Origin of the sequence: Actinomycetospora flava (genome assembly GCF_037400335.1) — a bacterium.
GTDB classification, from domain to species: Bacteria; Actinomycetota; Actinomycetes; order Mycobacteriales; family Pseudonocardiaceae; genus Actinomycetospora; species Actinomycetospora flava.
Map to the genome: position 1 here is coordinate 122,466 of NZ_JBBEGM010000009.1, position 17,406 is coordinate 139,871.

17 protein-coding genes are annotated in these 17,406 nt (G+C 74.3%); 9 read left to right on the plus strand and 8 right to left on the minus strand.

Features of this window, described 5'->3' with window-relative positions; genetic code table 11:
* Positions 1–49 precede the first annotated feature (49 nt).
* On the minus strand, positions 50–1,132 hold the full coding sequence (locus WCD58_RS21015) for an LLM class flavin-dependent oxidoreductase (protein ID WP_337705018.1): 1,083 nt from the start codon (positions 1,130–1,132) through the stop codon (positions 50–52).
* Positions 1,133–1,273: 141 nt separating this feature from the next.
* On the opposite strand from WCD58_RS21015, the gene WCD58_RS21020 reads away from it, so the two are divergent.
* The 5 genes from WCD58_RS21020 (at position 1,274) to WCD58_RS21040 (ending at position 6,764) form a co-directional block, all read left to right on the plus strand.
* Complete coding sequence (locus WCD58_RS21020; protein WP_337705019.1) at positions 1,274–3,427, plus strand: malate synthase G; 2,154 nt, start codon at positions 1,274–1,276, stop codon at positions 3,425–3,427.
* A gap of 64 nt (positions 3,428–3,491) precedes the next feature.
* Positions 3,492–4,055, plus strand: a complete 564-nt coding sequence (locus WCD58_RS21025) for a TetR/AcrR family transcriptional regulator (RefSeq protein ID WP_337705020.1) — start codon at positions 3,492–3,494, stop codon at positions 4,053–4,055.
* A 70-nt stretch (positions 4,056–4,125) separates the two neighbouring features.
* Entirely contained in the window at positions 4,126–5,028 is a 903-nt protein-coding gene (locus WCD58_RS21030; RefSeq protein ID WP_337705021.1) for an SDR family NAD(P)-dependent oxidoreductase, read from the plus strand.
* Positions 5,029–5,173: 145 nt separating this feature from the next.
* Positions 5,174–5,917, plus strand: a complete 744-nt coding sequence (locus WCD58_RS21035) for a GAF and ANTAR domain-containing protein (RefSeq protein WP_337705022.1) — start codon at positions 5,174–5,176, stop codon at positions 5,915–5,917.
* A 73-nt stretch (positions 5,918–5,990) separates the two neighbouring features.
* Entirely contained in the window at positions 5,991–6,764 is a 774-nt protein-coding gene (locus WCD58_RS21040; RefSeq protein ID WP_337705023.1) for an alpha/beta fold hydrolase, read from the plus strand.
* Here the strand turns inward: WCD58_RS21040 and WCD58_RS21045 are convergent, their stop codons facing one another.
* From WCD58_RS21045 to WCD58_RS21055, 3 genes are all read right to left on the minus strand, one after another.
* On the minus strand, positions 6,765–6,980 hold the full coding sequence (locus tag WCD58_RS21045) for a dodecin family protein (RefSeq protein WP_337705024.1): 216 nt from the start codon (positions 6,978–6,980) through the stop codon (positions 6,765–6,767).
* 115 nt (positions 6,981–7,095) lie between these two features.
* Positions 7,096–7,617, minus strand: a complete 522-nt coding sequence (locus WCD58_RS21050; protein ID WP_337705025.1) for a GtrA family protein — start codon at positions 7,615–7,617, stop codon at positions 7,096–7,098.
* A gap of 74 nt (positions 7,618–7,691) precedes the next feature.
* Complete coding sequence (locus WCD58_RS21055) at positions 7,692–8,537, minus strand: helix-turn-helix transcriptional regulator (protein WP_337705209.1); 846 nt, start codon at positions 8,535–8,537, stop codon at positions 7,692–7,694.
* A gap of 175 nt (positions 8,538–8,712) precedes the next feature.
* Here WCD58_RS21055 and WCD58_RS21060 point away from each other — a divergent pair, with 175 nt between their 5' ends.
* Both WCD58_RS21060 and WCD58_RS21065 read left to right on the plus strand, forming a co-directional pair.
* Positions 8,713–9,393: a DUF3159 domain-containing protein gene (locus WCD58_RS21060; protein ID WP_337705026.1), complete on the plus strand. Its 681-nt coding sequence runs from the start codon at positions 8,713–8,715 to the stop codon at positions 9,391–9,393.
* 26 nt (positions 9,394–9,419) lie between these two features.
* Positions 9,420–10,388 (plus strand): SDR family oxidoreductase, encoded by a 969-nt coding sequence (locus WCD58_RS21065; RefSeq protein ID WP_337705027.1) that lies wholly within the window; start codon positions 9,420–9,422, stop codon positions 10,386–10,388.
* A 21-nt stretch (positions 10,389–10,409) separates the two neighbouring features.
* On the opposite strand, the gene WCD58_RS21070 is transcribed toward WCD58_RS21065, so the two are convergent.
* From WCD58_RS21070 to WCD58_RS21080, 3 genes are all read right to left on the minus strand, one after another.
* Positions 10,410–11,147, minus strand: a complete 738-nt coding sequence (locus tag WCD58_RS21070) for a response regulator transcription factor (protein ID WP_337705028.1) — start codon at positions 11,145–11,147, stop codon at positions 10,410–10,412.
* 48 nt (positions 11,148–11,195) lie between these two features.
* On the minus strand, positions 11,196–11,669 hold the full coding sequence (locus tag WCD58_RS21075; protein WP_337705029.1) for a 2,4'-dihydroxyacetophenone dioxygenase family protein: 474 nt from the start codon (positions 11,667–11,669) through the stop codon (positions 11,196–11,198).
* Positions 11,670–11,750: 81 nt separating this feature from the next.
* A complete protein-coding gene (locus tag WCD58_RS21080) occupies positions 11,751–12,959 on the minus strand; it encodes an MFS transporter (RefSeq protein ID WP_337705030.1) in 1,209 nt (402 codons plus the stop codon).
* A gap of 73 nt (positions 12,960–13,032) precedes the next feature.
* On the opposite strand from WCD58_RS21080, the gene WCD58_RS21085 reads away from it, so the two are divergent.
* On the plus strand, positions 13,033–13,938 hold the full coding sequence (locus WCD58_RS21085) for a LysR family transcriptional regulator (RefSeq protein WP_337705031.1): 906 nt from the start codon (positions 13,033–13,035) through the stop codon (positions 13,936–13,938).
* Positions 13,939–14,004: 66 nt separating this feature from the next.
* On the opposite strand, the gene WCD58_RS21090 is transcribed toward WCD58_RS21085, so the two are convergent.
* Positions 14,005–14,586: a DUF6790 family protein gene (locus WCD58_RS21090; RefSeq protein ID WP_337705032.1), complete on the minus strand. Its 582-nt coding sequence runs from the start codon at positions 14,584–14,586 to the stop codon at positions 14,005–14,007.
* A 110-nt stretch (positions 14,587–14,696) separates the two neighbouring features.
* Between WCD58_RS21090 and WCD58_RS21095 the strand changes: the two genes are divergently transcribed.
* Positions 14,697–17,405, plus strand: a complete 2,709-nt coding sequence (locus WCD58_RS21095; protein ID WP_337705033.1) for a helix-turn-helix transcriptional regulator — start codon at positions 14,697–14,699, stop codon at positions 17,403–17,405.
* Position 17,406 lies beyond the last annotated feature (1 nt).

Below are 17,406 nucleotides of genomic sequence, written 5' to 3' on the forward strand. Positions count from 1 at the left end.
ACCGGGCGCAGCTCTCTGGGGCCCGACGCCGATCGCCCGAGGGGCGATCTCAGGTCCGGGGGTCGCCGGCCCGTCCGACGTCGCGGAGCGCCGGCAGCACCTCGGTCGCGAGGAGATGGTCCGACCGCTCCCGCACGGTGTGGTCGACGTCGCGGGACGCGCCGACGAACACCAGGTGCGACAGGCCCAGCCCGATCAGCTTCTGCAGTCGGGCGATGCAGTCGTCCGGCGTGCCGATGACGCAGAACCGGCGCAGGAAGTCGTCGGGGAGCGTCGCCGCCTGCGTGGCGTGCTCGAGACCGTGGTGATAGAGGTCGTACTTCCCGGAGACCCGGTCGACGGCGGCCACGTCCCCCTGGGACAGCGACGCGGTGACGTTGCGCTGGAAGTGCGCCGAGATGCTGGCGTTGCCGCGCGCGAGCGCGTCGAGGGCTGCCTCGTCGGTTCCGACGCAGACCACCAGGAAGGCGCCGACCCGCAGCGTCGCCGGGTCGCCTCCGGCCGCCGCACGCGCGTCCCGCGCGGTGCGGATCGCCCAGTCGACCCGGTCGGGTTCGGCGCCGACGGTGGCGGTGACCTGGTCGCCGATCCGCGCGCCCGCGTCGATCACGTGCGGACCGGAGCCGAACACGTCGACCGGGACCTTCGTCTCCTCGGGGAGCGGCAGCCAGGTGATGTGGCTGGCGAAGCCGTCGGCGTCGACCGTCTCCCCGCGCAGGTAGGTCTGCAGCTCGCTGAGCTGACCCTCGAACGTGTGGGCCGACGGCGGCCGGACGCCGATCAGCTCCAGCGCCGTGTCGCCGCGTCCGACGCCGATGTGCGCCCGGCCGCCGCTGACGTGGTGCAGGGTGGCGATGGTCGAGGCCACCACCGCCGGATGACGGCTGGTCAGGTTGGTGACCGCCGTCCCGAGCTTGAGCCGCGAGGTGGCCGCCACCGCGAGGTAGAGCGACCCGTACACGTCCATGCTGAGGTTCTGGGTGTCGGTGAACAGGAGCCCGTCCCAGCCGTCCTGCTCCACCGCGGCCGCGTGGGCCGCCATGCCGTCGGGGATCGGGTAGGACCTCAGGTAGATCTCCGGCTGGGGCATGGCGACCTCCGGCTCGTCCCCGACGGCAACGGTGCGCAGCATGATGGCCGAGCGCGGCGATCCGCCGCCAGACGCAAACCACTCCGACGACCGGACGGAGCGGGTGTTCGACCGGTGCCCGCGTGGGCAACTGGGTCCTGAGAGGTCCAGCAGGTGAGAGAGGACGGTCCGTCTGTGTCCACGATGTCCGAGCGATCCGGACTGAAGGTCGACGAGCACCTGCGAGCGTTCGTCGAGGACGAGCTGCTCGCGCAGGTCGAGCTCACACCGGAGGACTTCTGGTCGACCCTGGCCCGCCTGCAGGAGCGGTTCGCGCCGCGGATCGCGACGGCGCTGACCGAGCGCGACGACCTCCAGGCCCGGATCGACGCCTGGCACGCGGAGCACGGCGCGGGCTCCCGCGACGACTACGAGAAGCTGCTCACCGATCTCGGCTACCTGCAGCCGGAGCCGTCGAGCGTCCCGACCATCGACGTCGACCGGGTCGACCCGGAGATCGCCGAGGTGCCCGGCCCGCAGCTGGTGGTGCCGTCGACGAACGCGCGGTTCTCGCTCAACGCCGCGAACGCCCGCTGGGGCTCGCTGTTCGACGCGTTCTACGGCACCGACGCGCTCCCCCAGGACCACGAGCTCGCCCAGGGCTACGACGAGCGGCGCGGCGCCCAGGTCATCGAGGCCGCCGACGGGCTGCTCGACGAGCTGTTCCCGCTCGAGCGCGGCAGCCACGCCGACGTCACCGCCTACCGCCCGTCGACCGACGGGCTGGCCGCCGACACGGCGGACGGCACCGTCGGGCTCGCCGACCCGTCCGCGTTCGCCGGGTTCACCGCCCCGGACGCCGACGGCAAGGGCAACGTGCTGCTCGTGCGGAACGGCCTGCACGTCGACCTGGTGATCGACCCGTCTACGCAGGTGGGCGGGCAGCACCACGCGGACGTCAGCGACGTCGTGCTCGAGTCGGCGGTGACCACGATCGTCGACCTCGAGGACTCCGTCGCGACGGTCGACGGCGAGGACAAGGCGCTGGCCTACCGCACATGGCTCGGGCTGATGACCGGCGCCCTCGTCGCGGAGTTCACGAAGGGCGGGAAGACGGTCACCCGCCGGGTCCACCCGGACCGGGAGTACACCGCGCCCGACGGCTCGGCGCTGACGCTGCCGGGTCGCTCGCTGATGCTGGTCCGCACCTGCGGCCACCACATGACGACGAACGCGGTGCTCACCGCGGACGGCGAGGAGGTCGCCGAGGGTGTGCTCGACGCGCTCGTGTGCGCCGTCGCCGCCCTCTACGACCTGCGTGGGCTCGGTCCGCACACCAACTCCCGCGCCGGGAGCGTCTACGTCGTCAAGCCCAAGCAGCACGGGCCGGCGGAGGTCGCGCTGACCGTCGAGCTGTTCGCGGCGGTCGAGGAGGCCCTCGGGCTCGACACGAACACGCTCAAGATCGGCATCATGGACGAGGAGAAGCGGACCACGGCCAACCTGTCGGCCTGCATCGGCGAGGCGGCGCACCGCGTGATCTTCGTGAACACCGGGTTCCTCGACCGGACCGGCGACGAGATCCACACCTGCTTCGCCGCCGGCCCGGTGCTGCGCAAGGGCGACATGAAGTCGACGGTCTGGCTGCAGACCTACGAGGACCGCAACGTCGACGTCGCGCTGGCGGCGGGCTTCGAGCACCACGCGCAGGTCGGCAAGGGGATGTGGGCCAAGCCCGCCGCGATGGCCGAGATGCTCGAGCAGAAGATCGGGCACCCGAAGGCGGGCGCGAACACGGCGTGGGTGCCCTCGCCGACCGCCGCGACGCTGCACGCACTGCACTACCTGCGCGTCGACGTGCACGCCGTCCAGGAGGAGATCGCGCAGCGGGAGACCGCCGACCGCCGGAACCTGCTGGAGCTCCCGCTCGCCGACCCGGGCACGCTGTCCGACGACGACGTGCGCCGGGAGCTGGAGACCAACGCCCAGTCGATCCTCGGCTACGTCGTGCGCTGGGTGGGGATGGGGATCGGCTGCTCGACGGTGCCCGACCTCGACGGGGTCGGGCTCATGGAGGACCGCGCGACGCTGCGGATCTCCAGCCAGCTCATCGCGAACTGGCTCGAGCACGGCGTCGTCGACGCCGACACGGTGCGCGAGACCTTCGCCCGCATGGCCGCGCTGGTCGACGAGCAGAACGAGGGCCAGGACGGCTACCCGCCGATGGCGCCGGATCTGGAGGGCAGCGAGTCGTTCCAGGCCGCCCTCGAGCTCGTCTTCACGGGCGGGACCGAGCCCAATGGCTACACCGAGCGTCCCCTCACCCAGTGGCGCCGGAAGGCCAAGGCCCACGCCTGAACGACCTCCGCCTGGTCCACCCGGCCTTCTTGACTGACCAGGCACTCTCCTACATGCTGTCCTCGTGCCGCGACCCCGGAGCGACGACAAGCGTGCCGCGATCATGTCCGCGGCGACGCGCGTCGTCGCCGTCCAGGGTCTGACCGCGGCGACGGCGGCCATCGCGAAGGAGGCCGGCGTCTCCAACGGCTCGCTGTTCACCTACTTCGACACCAAGGCCGACCTGCTCAACCAGCTCTACCTGGAGCTCAAGACCGAGATGGGGGCGGCCGCGGGCGGCGGCCCCGCCGAGGGTGACGTCCGCGAGCAACTGCTCCGCATGTGGACCGGATGGCTGCGATGGTCCACGGACCATCCGGAGAAGCGGCGCGCGCTCGCGCAGCTCGGCGTCTCCGACGAGATCACGGCGGCGACCCACCGGTCCGCGCGCGAGAAGATGGCGAACGCCGCAGCGATCCTGGAGCGCAGCCGCGAGCACGGACCGATGCGCGACGAGCCGCTGGCCTTCGTGCTCGGCCTGGCCGACGCACTGGCCGACGCCACGATCGACTACGTGATCCGTGACCCCGCCAACGCCGACGCCCACGGTCGCTCCGGCTTCGACGCGCTCTGGCGCATGATCGCCTGACCCCTCGCCGTCCGGTGGGCCACACCTGCTGCTCGTTGATGAGTGACCAGTCAGACTCGAAAGGAACGCCATGGCCGACAGGGCCTTCATCGTCACCGGCCCCACCGCGGGCATCGGCTACCGCACCGCACTCGAGGTCGCCCGGCACGGCGAGGTCGTGCTGGTCGGCCGCAACGCCGCCAAGCTGGACGACGTCCGCGCGGCCGTCGGGCGCGAGGGCGGCACGGCCGTCCCGGTGGTCTGCGACCTCGCCGACCCCACGAGCGTGCAGCGTGCCGCCGCCGAGATCCTCGCCCTCGACCTCCCGATCGCGGGCCTGCTCAACAACGCCGGCGTCTCGCCGACGCGCGCCACCACCAACCGGCTCGGGTGGGACACGACCTTCGCCACGAACCACCTCGGACCGTTCGCGCTCACCGAGGCCCTCGCCCCGCATCTCCCCGACGGCGCGAACGTCGTCTTCATCTGCTCGGCCGTCGAGGACCCCGGACGCCGGTTCGCGACGATGGCCGGGTTCCGCGGCGGCCGCTACATCTCCGCCGAGGCGAGCGCACGCGGCGAGTGGGAGCCCGGCGGCTCCGCGCTCCCCGGCGGCGACGCCTACGCCACCTCCAAGCAGTGCAACCTCGCGACCGTGCTGGCGTTCGCCCGGGAGACGCCGCGGCTGCGCTTCAACGGCATCGAGCCCGGCTTCTGCCCCGGTAGCGACCTGGGCCGCGACGCCCCTGCTGTCCTGCGTGCGGTGATGAAGTACGTGGTCTCCCCGATCGCCCCGCTCCTCCCGTACTGCAGCAACCCGAGGACGGCCGCTCGGATGATCACCGCGGTCCTCACCGACGAGTCGAGCGGCACCGGCATGTACTACGACGAGAACGGCCGGCCGATGACGGGCTCGGCGCTGGTCCGCGACCCGGACTTCGATGCCCGCGTCGTCGCCGAGACGCGCGCCCTGCTGGCGGCCGTGGCCTCCTAGCAGCGCACCCCGCACCAGGATCCGAGTGGACGCTCAACGCACAGCTTGTACGGTTGTCGGCGAGGGTCGACCCAGCGGCCCGGCGCCGGCGCGGGCTCACGGCGGCTCGGCCGGCTCCTTCCCGGGGCGGAGGAAGGACGACGGCATGCAGGATGTGCACGACGAGCAGCTGGTCAAGTCGCTGCGCAGCGCGGCCGAGCAGCTCACCGAGAACCGCAGCATCCGCGACCTCGAGACCACGGTCACCAAGCTGATGCACGCGGCGGTGGCCACGATCCCCGGCGTCGCCGGAGGCGGCATCTCGCGCACCGAGCAGGGCACCGTGCGCTCCAGCCACGCGACCGACGCCGGCATCTACGAGCTCGACCAGCTCCAGTCCGAGCTCGGTCAGGGCCCGTGCATCACCGCCGCGGACGACCCGCCCGTCGCCGGCGTCGTGACCGCCAACGACCTCGCCGGGGCGGACGCGGACCGCTGGCCCCTCTTCGCCCCGCGGTGCGTCGAGGCCGGCTTCCGCTCGCTGATGTCGGTCCAGCTGTCCCTGCAGGGCAGGCGGCGCTCGGCCCTGAACCTCTACAGCCACGAGGTCGACGTCTTCGACGCCTCCGCCGAGCTCACGGGCGGACTGTTCGGCATCCAGGCCGCGACGCTGCTCCACGGCGCCGAGCACGCCGCGGACCTGGGCAAGGCGCTCGAGAGCCGCGACGTGATCGGACAGGCCAAGGGCATCCTCATGGAGCGCTTCACCGTCGACGACGACGAGGCCTTCCAGATGCTGGTGAACTCGTCGCAGGACACCAACATGAAGCTCGTCGACGTCGCCCACTGGCTGGTCGAGGAGGCGCGCACCCGACGGACCGGCGGCGGGCCGCGGACCGACAGGCGGTAGCCGGCGGCCGGGCGCGCCGGAGCGGTCCGTCCCACGTCGCGACACCGACGCGGACGGAGCAGGATGCGGCGCCATGACGGTGGCACTGGTGCACGGCAACCCGGAGAGCGCGGCGCTGTGGGACCCGCTCGTCGCCGAGCTCGCCCGCGCGGGCGTCGACGACGTCGTCCGGCTCTCCCCGCCCGGTTTCGGCGTGCCGCTGCCGGCCGGCTTCCCGGCCACCGTGACGGCGTACCGCGACTGGCTGATCGGCGAGCTCGAGCGCTTCGACCGGCCCGTCGACCTCCTCGGCCACGACTGGGGCGGCGGCCACCTCGTCACCGCGCTCATGGCGCGCCCGGAGCTGGTCCGCAGCTGGGCCAGCGACGCGCTGAGCCTCTTCGAGCCGGACTACGTGTGGCACGACCTGGCGCAGACGTGGCAGACGCCCGGGGACGGCGAGTCCCACCTCGACGAGATGTTCGGCGGGACCCCCGCCCAGCGGGCCGAGCAGATGGAGTCGTTCGGCGTGAGCCACGCCGAGGCCCTGCAGATCGCCGGCGTCCAGGGCGACGAGATGAAGCGGGCGATCCTCGCGCTCTACCGCTCCGCCGCCCAACCGGCCATGGCCGAGCTGGGCCGGGGACTGCCGACCCTGGCCGCTCGCCCGGGCCTGGCGCTCCTCGCCACCGCGGACCCGTTCGGCGGCAGCGAAGAGCTCCGTCGCCGGGCCGCGGAGCGCGCCGGCGCCGAGGTCGCGGTGCTCGACGGGCTGGGCCACTGGTGGATGACCGAGGACCCGGCCCGGGCAGCCCGGGTGCTCACCGCCTTCTGGCGCGCCCGGGCCTGGAGCCCGTCGACGGCGTGATCAGCCGTCGGTGCCGTACTTGAACGAGATCGCGAGCTTCGTGCGGAAGGTCTTGATCTGGCCGTCCTCGATGACGACGTCCTGCTCCAGCACCTCGGCCACCCGCAGGTCGCGCACCGAGGCGGCGGCCGTGCTCACGGCGTTCCGCGCCGCCGCCTCCCACCCCTGGTCGCTGGTGCCGATCACTTCGGTGACCCGGTAGACGCTGTCGGCCATGGGACTCCTCCTCCGCTCGGGTCCCGCGACAATCTCCGCACAGGACCACGATGTGCTCTGCGTCACATCAGTACCCGTGCGGGCGGCGCATCGAACCTCGGCCGGCGGGGAGCGCTCAGCTCGGGCCGGTCCGGGCCCGGGTCGCGGTCGCGGTGCGGTGCTGGTGATCGGAGAACACCCACAGCCGCAGGAAGACGAACCGGGCCAGGCCGACCGCGCCGGTCACCGCACCGATGAGCACTACCTGCGCCCACCCAGCGTCGCTGATCAGCGGGTCGACCACTGCCAGGGCCGTGGCGGTCGCCAGCAGCCCGGCCACGGCCAGCCCGCCGCCTTCCCACTGCGCCGTCCACCACCCGACCCGGCCGCCGGCGTGGAAGGTGAGCCGCCGGTGCAGCTCGTTGGCGAGGACGGACGAGAGCACGGCGCCGACCAGGTTGGCGACCTGGCTGCCGAGCGGGCGCAGCAGCAGGAACACGCTGAAGTAGACCAGCGAGCTGATCACGCCCACCGTCACGAAACGGGCCAGCTGAGCGGCCGGGGCGTCGCCGTGCAGGCGGGCCCGCGTGCCGCAGAGCGCCACCTGCCAGGGCCGGGCTCCCTCCGAGCACGGCCGGCACCACCGTGCGGCGACCACTCCCTCACCGTAGCTCGGGGAGACCCAGGCCTCGTGAGGGTCCGGCTCCGCCCTGACGACGCACCCGTCGCCGGTCAGCGCGTCGTGACCGACGGGGCCCCGATGACCGAGAGCAGCTGCAGCTTCTCGTAGCTCTCGCTGCCCGGCACCGCGGTGTAGACGAACAGCCGGTGCGACTGGTCCGGGTCGAGCAGCGTCTGGCAGTTCAGTTCCAGCGCGCCGACCTCGGGATGCACGAAGCGCTTCACGTCGTGGGGCCGGATGCCGATCTCGTGGGCGTCCCACAGCACGCGGAACTCCTCGCTGCGCGCCAGGAGGAGGTCGGCGTAGTGCGCCGCCCTCGACCCCGGGCCGCGCAGCGTCGCGAGGCCGCGCAGACCCGACGCGTACATGCGGGAGAGGAACGCGTGCTCCTCGGGCGCGTAGATCGCGCGGCTCGCGGGGTCAGTGAACCACCGGTAGCCGCGGCTGCGCGCCGGGCCGGTGTGGTCGACGGCGTCGCCGACGAGCGCGACGCCCAGCGGGGTCTGGCGCAGCGTCTCCCCGAGCTCGGTGACGATCTCCGCCGGGGTGTCGGCGAGACGGTCGAGGATCCGCAGCAGGCCCGGGCTGATGTGCTCGCTGTCCACGCCCCGTGCCGGCGGGTGCTGCCCGGCGAGCCGGAAGAGGTGGTCGCGCTCGTCGAGCGAGAGATGCAGGCCCTGCGCGATCGAAGCGATCATCTGCTCCGAGGGCTGCGGCCCACGCTCCCGCTCCAGCCGCGCGTAGTAGTCGGTCGACATGTGACACAGCGCCGCCACCTCCTCACGCCGCAACCCACTGGTCCGGCGGCGCTGCCCCCGCGGCAGACCGACGTCCTCGGGCTGCAACGACTCCCGACGACGCCGCAGGAACTCCGCCAGCCCGGCCCGATCGATCATCGCCACCGCCCTCTCCTCCGTCGCCCCCGTTCCTACCGGCGCCGCACGGGGCGCAGCCACGGCCTGGCGATCCCCCTCTCCGCGCGTCGCGAAGGGGGGATCGGGAGGCCGTGGCTGTCCGGGTGGCGAGGCCCGAGTGTCGACGTCGTCCGGCCCCGACCCCGAGGAGCGCCCCATGACGAACGACCCCGCCACGGCCGCCCCGGCCGAGCGGCCCACCGACCCGCTCCCCGCGGACGGAGCGACCACGTTCGCCGACGCGCTGCGCCGGGCGCTGGCCCGCTCCGGAGGCGTGACGGGCATCCTCGTCGCCGCCGCCCCGGCCGTGGTGTTCGTCGTCGCCGACGCCCTCGGCGGGCTGACCACGGCGTTCGTCGCGCTGGCGGTGGCCGCGCCGGTGGCGTTCGGTGTGCGGCTCGCCCGCCGCGAGTCGGTGCGGGGCGCGGCGATCGGCCTCGCCGTCGCCGGGGTGTGCGCCGCCGTCGCCGCGTTCTCCGGCGAGGCGCGGGCCTTCTTCCTGCTCCCCACGCTGATCCCCGCCGTGCTCGGGGTGGTCTTCCTCGGCTCGGTGCTCGCCCGCAGGCCGGTCACCGGCATGCTGTTCAACCGCCTCGTCGGCGGACCCGACGACTGGCGTGACCACGCCCCGCTGATGCGCGTCTACACCGTCAGCACGCTCGCCGCGGTCGCCTTCCACGCCCTCAACCTCGTCCTGCGCGGCGTGGCCTACCTCGCGGACCAGCCGGCGGTCCTCGCCGCCCTCGGCGTCGCCGCTGCCCCCGTGTTCGCCGTCATCGCCGCCGCGACCCTCGTCGCCGCCCGGCGCGCGATCTCCACGACCCCGTCCGCCGCCTGACCACCGCCCCACCGGAGGAGACAGCCGTGCCCCGCACCCCCGACATCACCGTCCCCGACCTCACCGGCCGGCGCGCCGTCGTCACCGGCGGCAGCGACGGCATCGGCCTCGGCATCGCCCGACGGCTCGCCGCCGCGGGCGCCGAGGTCCTGCTGCCGGTGCGCAACCCGCGCAAGGGCGAGGCGGCGCTCGCCGCGATCCGGGAGGAGGTCCCCGGCGCCGCGGTGTCCCTGCGCAGCCTCGACCTGTCCTCGCTCGCGTCGGTGGCCGCCCTCGGCGCGACCCTGCGCGAGGAGGACCGCCCGATCCACCTGCTGATCAACAACGCCGGCGTCATGACCCCGCCGGAACGTCAGACCACCGTCGACGGGTTCGAGCTCCAGTACGGCACGAACCACCTCGGCCACGTCGCCCTCGTCGCCCACCTGCTGCCGCTGCTGCGCGCCGGCCGCGCCCGCGTGACCTCGCAGCTCAGCGTCGCCGCCCGCCGGGGAACGATCAACTGGGACGACCTCCAGTGGGGCCGCTCCTACGACGGCATGCGCGCGTACTCCCAGTCGAAGATCGCGTTCGGGCTCTTCGCCCTCGAGCTCGACCGGCGCAGCCGCGCCGGCGGCTGGGGGATCACCAGCAACGTCTCCCACCCCGGGGTCGCCCCGACCAGCCTGCTCTCCGCCCGCGCCGAGCTGGGCCGCGACGAGCCGGCCCGCGGTCGCCGGATCATCGGCGCCCTGTCGGCCCGGGGCATCCTGGTCGGCACCGCCGCGAGCGCCGGGCTCCCGGCCCTCTACGCCGCGACCATGCCGGACGCCCGCGGCGGGCGCTTCTACGGGCCGAGCGGGCTCGGCCACCTCGGCGGCCCGCCCGCCGAGCAGAAGCCGTTCCCCTCGATGCGCAGCACCGAGGACGCCCAGCGGATCTGGACGGTCTCCGAGCAGCTCACGAAGGTGACCTTCGGTGACCCCGTCGCCGGTCCGGGCGTGGCGACCCGCTGATCCGCGGCGTCGACCCGGACCTCAGCGCCCGCCCGCGACGAGCAGGGCGAGTTCCGTGCGGTTCGTGCACCCGGTCTCGGCGAGGACCTGGCTGGTGTACTTCTTGACGCTGTCGAGGGCCAGCCCGGTGCGGCGGGCGATGGTGGCGTTCGAGCACCCCTCGCCGATGAGCGTGGCCACCTCCCGCAGACGCGGGGGCAGCGACGCCAGCGCCGCGGGCGACCCCGCCGACGCCGGCAGGCGCCGCGCCACCGGCGACAGCTGCCGGACGATGACGGCGAAGCCCGCCAGGTCGGCGCGGCTCAGGCCGTCCGGGGTCTCGTGGAAGACCCCCGCGACGCCGCGCTGGCCCGCCGGGAGCTCCAGGTCGATCGCGCAGACCGAGCGGAACCCCCGGCGGAACACGAAGTCGTCCAGGTAGGCCCGGGCCGTGGCGGGCACCTGCTGCGGCCGGAGCTGGGTCAGCGAGCTGACGCCGTACCGGCCGATCCGCGCGATCGACTCCCGGGTGAACATGACGTCCTGCGGGAACCACCGGCCCCGGTACTCGTCGATGATCTTCGGGAGCCGACCGTTGAGGACCGGGGCCGGGTCGGCGAAGGTCCGGGTGAAGGCGCGGGTGCGGAAGAACGCGGTGTGGACGCAGCCGTACACGGACCCGAGTGCCTCGAGGAACTCCTCGCCGAACGCGTCGACCGACTCGATCCGCACGCACCGGTCCAGGACGGCGAGGGCGCGCTCGTAGTCGCGGGAATCCATGGTCGGGGCCACCGTCCACCTCCGCGTCGTCGCCGGCGCGGTGCCGCCTCAGAACGGGCTGAGATCGGGCTCAGGGTAGCCCTTGTCGCGGCAGAACTGCAGGTAGCGATCGGCGAACGTCTGCGCGGTCTCGATGCCGACGACGTTGTCGTCGCCGTCGAGGAAGTGGATGGGTCCCTCGAGGTAGATGAACAGGACGATGTCCTCGGACGGGTCGGCGACCAGCGTGTGCTTGCTGTTCGCGACCTCGTAGACGAAGTCCCCGACGTCGGCGACCCAGTCGTGCTCGGCGTAGCTCCAGCGGCCGGCGATGGAGTAGGCCAGGACCCGGCCGTAGTGGTCGTGGACCCCGAGCTGGGCGCCGGCCTTCGCGCGCAGGAGCACGACGGTCTCGTTGCGGGTGAGGTCGACGGTGAAGAGCTTCAGCTCGACGTCGTCGCTGTATGGGGTGAAGGGGTGCCAGTGCCGGGTCCCTCCGCCGATGTGGGCGGGATCGAGGGACGTCGGGGCCGTGGTCGTCATGGCGGGACTCCTGTGGTGGTCGCGGTCACCACAGGACGCTAGGCACGGGTCCGGCGGGCCGTCAGTGCACCAAAGTGGAGGTCAGCCGGTGCCCCGCTGCCGTCCGGTGACGACGATCATGAGTGCGGTGAGCGCGAGCGTGCCGACGGCGATGGCCGGCAGGGCCGTGTCGAGCGGGAGCGCGGTCGTGAGGAGGCCGACGAGCAGGGCCGGGAGGCCGGCGCCGAGGTAGAACGCCGAGTACACCGCCGCGGCGGTGCGGCTGGCTCGTCGCGGCGGGGCCGTCGTCGCGACGGTGGTGGTCGCCGCGCCGTAGAGCAGCCCGTTGGCCAGGCCCGCGACGACGCAGGCCACGACGACCGCGGCGAGGGAGCCGACGCCGGCCGCGAGCACAACGAGCGACACCGCCAGGGCGGCCAGGCCCACCAGCTGGGCGCGGCGGGGTCCCAGGCGGCCGACCGCCGGCACGGTCAGCGTCGACCAGAGCAGGAGCGCCCCGGCGAGGACCCCGGCCACGAGCGGGTCCCGGAGGCCGAGGTAGCGCTCGGCGACCGAGGAGATCAGCCCCAGGAAGAGACCGACCACCGCCCAGCCGAGGAAGCCCCCGACGGCCGTGACGACGAGGGCCCGCCGCGCGGTGCGGGTCGTACCCGCCGCGCCGGGCGCCTCGGTGGTCGACGGACGGGGCCCGGCGTCGCGCACGCTGCCCAGCCCGACGAACACGACGCCCAGCAGCACGAGGGCCACCCCGAAGGGCAGGAGGCCGGGCGTCGGCCCGACGCCGGTGAGCGCGCCCCCGAGGACGGGGCCGGCGCCCGTGCCGAGGATGAACACGACGGCCGACACCCGGCCCGCGCGCACCTTGTCCGCGCCGCTGGTGGCCACCGCGACCCCGGCGCCGGTCATCACGGCGAGCGCGATGCCGTAGGCGACGCGACCGACGATCAGCCAGCCCGTGTGCGCCGCCAGGGCGAGCGCGAGCGACCCGGCGGCGGCGATGACGATCCCGCCGCGCATGACCCGGCGCGGGGACAGCTGGTCGCCGAGCGGGCCCAGCAGGAACACGGCGGGCACGCTGACCAGGGGGTACACCGCGTAGACGGCGGTCATGGTCACGTCGGTGAAGCCGAGCTGCGCCTGGTACGCGGGATACAGCGGGCTCGGGATTCCCGCGCCCGCGGCCCCCAGGGCGAGCAGCGCGAGGGCCCACCCCCGCGCGGCTCGCGACGCCCCCGGGGACGACCTCGCCGGCACCGTGGCCGTCGCCGGCGTGGACGCGGAGGCACTCATGACCCTGACGATGCGGTGGCGCGAGCGTTCAGCACCAGCGCACGCTTCTTCATCCAGTGCGTAGCATCGCTACGTGATCGACGCGCGCCTGCGGACCCTGCAGCTCGTGGCCCACCACGGCTCGGTGAGTGCGGCGGCCCGGGTGCTGCACTTCACGTCGTCCGCGGTGTCCCAGCAGCTGCGCGGGCTCTCCGACGAGCTCGGCGTGGCGCTGGTGCGCCAGGTCGGGCGGCGCATGGAGCCCACCGCGGCCGGGCGCGTCCTGCTCCGTCACGTCGAGGTGCTGCACGCGCGCGCCGAGATCGCGCGCGCGGAGCTGGCCGGCGTCGAGGACCTGCCGGGCACGATCGGGCTGTGCGGGTTCTCCACCGCGGCGGCGAGGTTCCTCGTCCCGACGGCGGCGGCCCTGCGCGAGCGCTTCCCCGCGCTGGCGATCCAGGTCGTGGAGGCGGAACCGGCGCGCTGCCTCGACCTGCTGCTCGCCCGTGACGCCGACCTCGCGCTGCTCGTGGTCGACGACCGTGTCCCGCCCGGGGCCGACGAGCGCTTCGAGCAGCACACGGTGCTCGACGAGCCGATCGACCTCGCCGTCCCCGTCGGGCATCCCCTCACCGCCCGGTCCGAGGTGACCCTGCGCGACGCCGCCTCCGAGCCGTTCATCACCTGCCGTCCCGGGAGCGCCTACCACCACCTCACCCTGGCCGCGTGCCAGGCCGCAGGCTTCCGACCGACCGTCGCCCACCACGCCGAGGAGTGGGACACCGGCACGGCGCTCGTGGCCCACGGTTTCGGGATCTTCATGCTCCCCCGGTTGGCGCTGGTGCATCCCGGCACCGACGTGGTGCGGCTGCGCCTGAGCGGGCCGGCGGCTCCCGTGCGGCGGATCGTGGCGGTGACCCGCGCGGGCGGTGCCGCCCAGCCCGTCATCGCCCACGCGCTGGCGACGATCACGAACGCCGCGGCGTCGCTCGCCGCGTGACCCGGGCGCGCGCGAAGGCCGGTCGCGGGGTGCACGACCGGCCTCCGGGTGTGGCGAGGGTGGCGGCTACGCCGTGAGCACCGGCGCGTCGGTGCGGACGGTGACCTCCCCGGTGCGGCGGGCACGCCGCAGCGCCGCGGCGTGCCACAGCACGAACGCCAGCCCGACCGCGTTGATCGCGATGTCCGAGAACAGCAGCAGGCCGGTGTTGTTCACGGCGTCGTCGTGGTTCACGACGAGCTGGTAGACGTGCCCGAGGGCGGCGCCCCAGCCGAAGATCACCGTGGCGACGACCAGCGCGACCTTGCCGCGGAACGCGCTGTTCCTCGTGCACAGGATGAACGCCATGACGCCGACCCCGAGGCTGCTCAGGGCGAGCTCCAGCTGGAAGGGGCTCTGCGCCCAGCCGATGGTCCTCGCGGCGAAGTCGCCGAAGACGGAGTGCATGACGAAGTTGACGACCTGCGCCACGCCGATCGCCCAGAGGACGAAGGAGTTCAGGAACGTGCCCGAGATCGTGACGGGCGTTCGTTCCCGACCCTGCCTCAGGACCTTGACGGCCGCGACGACCAGGCCGACCACGAACAGCGTGGTCATGTAGTTGCCGATCAGGAACGCGATGGTGCCGGCGATCGGGCCGTTGTTCATGGGGTGCTCCTCGGGGCTGCGGGCTGCTCGTCACTGACACGAGAAGCGTCGCGCCGCCTCACCGCGGAAACATCCGTCATCTCACCCGGATTGCTTCGTACGATCCGTGGGTGGCGACCACCACGGACACCGTGCACCCCGACGCGCTCGACGTCCTCGGGGACACGGTCGACGCGATGGCCGACGGGCGGGCCCCGCAGCAGGTGCTGCTCCTGACGGGAGCGCCCGGGGCGGGGAAGTCGACGGCGCTCGACCAGCTGGGCCGCATGCTGGGCGAGCGCGGCGTGCGGGTGTACCGGGTCGTCGCCGACGAGATCGGGCGGCGCCGGCCGTTCGGGCTCATGACGTCGCTGCTCGGCCTGGAGGAGCACTACCCGCCGCTCGCCGAGACGCCGGACGTCGTGATGGAGGCGGTCGAGAAGCGGTGCGCCGAGGGGCCGGTCGCGCTGTGCGCCGACGACGTCCACCACGCCGACGCGGACTCGCTCGCGCTGCTCGGGCGGCTGACGGGCGCCGTCCGGGACCTGCCCTTGTCGCTGGTCCTCGCGCGCCGCGCGCTGCCCGTCCGCGAGACCCTCGAGGCCCTAGCCGCCCGCCCCGACGTGCGGACGATCGAGGTCGCCGGGCTGGGGCCGGACGGCCTCGAACAGCTGGTCCTCGCCCGGCTCGGGGCCCCGCCCGGGTCCGGCCTCCGCGCGCTGCTCGCGGTGACGGACGGCAACCCGTTCCATGCCGGCGTGCTGCTCGACGACCTGGAGCGCCAGGGCCGGCTGGAGGTCGCCGACGGCGTGGTCGTCGTCCGCGGCGGCGACCACGACGTCCCCACCTCGGTCCAGGCGAGCGTGCGCGCCCACCTCGCCCTGCTCGAGCCGGGTGCCCGCGATCTCCTGCGGCTGCTGGCGGTCTGGGGGCGTCCGTCGGGCGTCGAGCAGCTCGCCGCGGTGGGCGGGACCTCGGCCCTGGGCCTGGTCGGCGCGGTGGAGTCCGCGGTCTCCGCCGGCATCGCGGTCTGGACCGCCGACGACGAGCTCGCGTTCCGGCACGACCTCTTCCGCGACGTGGTCCTCGCCGACCTGGCGCCGCCGCTGCGCAAGCTGCTCCACGAGGCGTGCGCGGCGCAGCTGCGGGCCACCGGCGGCATCGCCACCCAGATCCTCCAGCACGACACCGACGCCGCCGAGCCGATCCCGCCCGCCGAGGCGCTGCGGATCGCCGGGTCCGATCTCGCGCACGCGCCCGCCCAGGCCGCGGACGTGCTCGCCGCGGCCGCGGCCCGCTGCGGGGCCGGTCCCGAGGCCGACGCCATCGCCCTGGCCCGCGCCGGCGCCCTCGCCGCGGCCGGGCAGATCGCCGAGGCCGAACGCGTCGCCCGGGAACGGCTCGGCGCGCACGGCGACCCGGCGGCGCGCTACGACCTGACCCGGGTGGCGCTGCACGCGATGGTCAGCAGCGCTCACGTCGACGCGGCGCTGGCGACCATCGACGATCACCTCGCCGGGGATCCGCCGCAGGCGCAGCGGACGACGCTCGGCCACCTGCGGCGCTGGGTGGAGGTGCTCGCGGGACGCGGGCCCGTCGACCGTGCGGTCCCGCCGGGGCGGCCGGGCACCCGCACCGGCGCCGCACTCGTCCCCGCGGCCATGGACCTCTTCCTCGCCGCCCGGTGCGAGAGCGCGCTGGAGCTGGCCGTCGAGGCCCGCGACGCCCGGGAGGCCGGCAACTCCCCCGCCTGGGCGGACGGGGCGACCGCGCCGATCTGGCCGGCGTGGTTCGCGCTCTACGCCCGGGGTCCGGAGGCCGCCCGCACGCTGTCCCTCGAGGCCCGCCGGCGCGCCCAGGAGCGGGGTCACGGCTGGCTCGGGCCGCTGCACCTGTTCGTGGCCGGCGAGATCGACCGCGTCGCGGGACGCTGGGACGACGCGCTCGCCGAGCTGGACACGGGGCTGGAATCCGCGGCACTCACCGGCAGCGGATGGCTCTCCCGCGGGACGGCCGGCGTGCTGCAGATGCGCATCCGCCGGGGCGAGCTCGACGGCCTCGAGGCCGCCCAGGAGCGCTGGCGGCTCCGCGGCCTCCCCGAGCAGTTCGGCCTCCCGGTGACCGCGCTGACCACGATCCTCCTGGCCGAGGCCCACGGCCGGCACGAGAGCGTCACCGACCTCGCGCGCGAGAGCTGGACGACCGCGCTGGGCGGCGGGCGGCTGCTCTGGGCGCTGATCGCCGGCCCGGACGTCGCGCGCGTGGCCCTCGACGCGGACGACCGGGCGCTGCTGCGCCAGGTGGCCACGGACACGGCGGCGGTGCCCGCCGAGGAGGCCGTGGCCCTGGCGCCCGCCGTCGACCTCGTCGCGGCCATGGCCGACGCGGACCCCGCGCGCGCCGCGGCCGCCGCCACGACGTACGAGAACCGGGGCCACGTGGCCGGGGCGCTCGGCGCGTGGGAGGAGGCCGCGGTCGCCGCCGCGACGTCGGGCGACGGGGAGCAGGCCCGGACCTGCGCGCGGCGGTGCACCGACCTCGCCGCGAGCCTCGGCGCCGCGGGCACCGTGCGCCGGCTCACCGCGCGCCTCCGGGCGCAGGACGTCCGCCTGGGTGTGTCCGGGTCCCGGCGCCGCCCGGCGAGCGGGTGGGAGAGCCTGACGCCCACCGAGCGGCAGATCGCCGAGCTCGTCGGGCAGGGCCTGACCAGTCCGCAGATCGGCGCCCAGCTCTTCGTCTCGCCGCGGACCGTCCAGACCCACATCTCCCACAGCCTGCGCAAGCTGGGCCTGCGCTCGCGGGTGGAGCTGGCGACGACGGTCGCGCGTCACCGGACCTGAC